Here is a 598-nt window from a genome sequence, read left to right as displayed (position 1 = left end):
GCGCTTACCACTTTGTGATTCATGACTGGGGTGAAGTCGTAACAAGGTAACCGTAGGGGAACCTGCGGTTGGATCACCTCCTTACCTCAAGATACGCATTGTGCAGTGTCCACACAGATTGTCTGATGAAATTAATGAGCAAGAGCACCTGTTGATGCGGTAAGGGCAACCTTACGCTGATGCGAAAAAGTGCCAAACCACTCAGGTGGTCTGGTACGGATTTTTCGTGTCCCCATCGTCTAGAGGCCTAGGACACTGCCCTTTCACGGCTGTAACAGGGGTTCGAATCCCCTTGGGGACGCCAATCCGATAATGTGTGAAAGACATTATCCCCTGTTCTTTATGAACAGAAAATAACTTAAAGATGACTTTAACGAGTCATGTTTAAGATATTGCTCTTTAACAATCTGGAACAAGCTGAAAATTGAAAGTTTACAGCTGAACATCACTCTCCGTATCTGTACTGAGTGGTGGATTAGTCTGTAACAGAGTCTCTCAAATAATCGCAATGCGACGGTGGAAACACCTTCGGGTTGTGAGGTTAAGCGACTAAGCGTACACGGTGGATGCCTAGGCAGTCAGAGGCGATGAAGGGCGT

At 46.8% G+C, this 598-nt stretch carries 1 tRNA gene and 1 rRNA gene; both read left to right on the top strand.

What is annotated here, in order from left to right:
- A 16S ribosomal RNA gene (locus tag EVX52_RS25110) occupies positions 1 to 84 on the top strand; the annotation flags it as partial.
- 144 nt (positions 85 to 228) lie between these two features.
- Positions 229 to 304 (top strand) — tRNA-Glu (locus tag EVX52_RS25105).
- The last annotated feature ends 294 nt before the right edge of the window (positions 305 to 598 follow it).

The organism is Rahnella sp. CFA14(1/10) (assembly GCF_004195095.1).
Classification (GTDB): Bacteria; Pseudomonadota; Gammaproteobacteria; order Enterobacterales; family Enterobacteriaceae; genus Rahnella; species Rahnella perminowiae.
The sequence above is the reverse complement of the archived record's forward strand: the minus strand, read 5'-3'. Positions and strand labels throughout refer to the sequence as shown.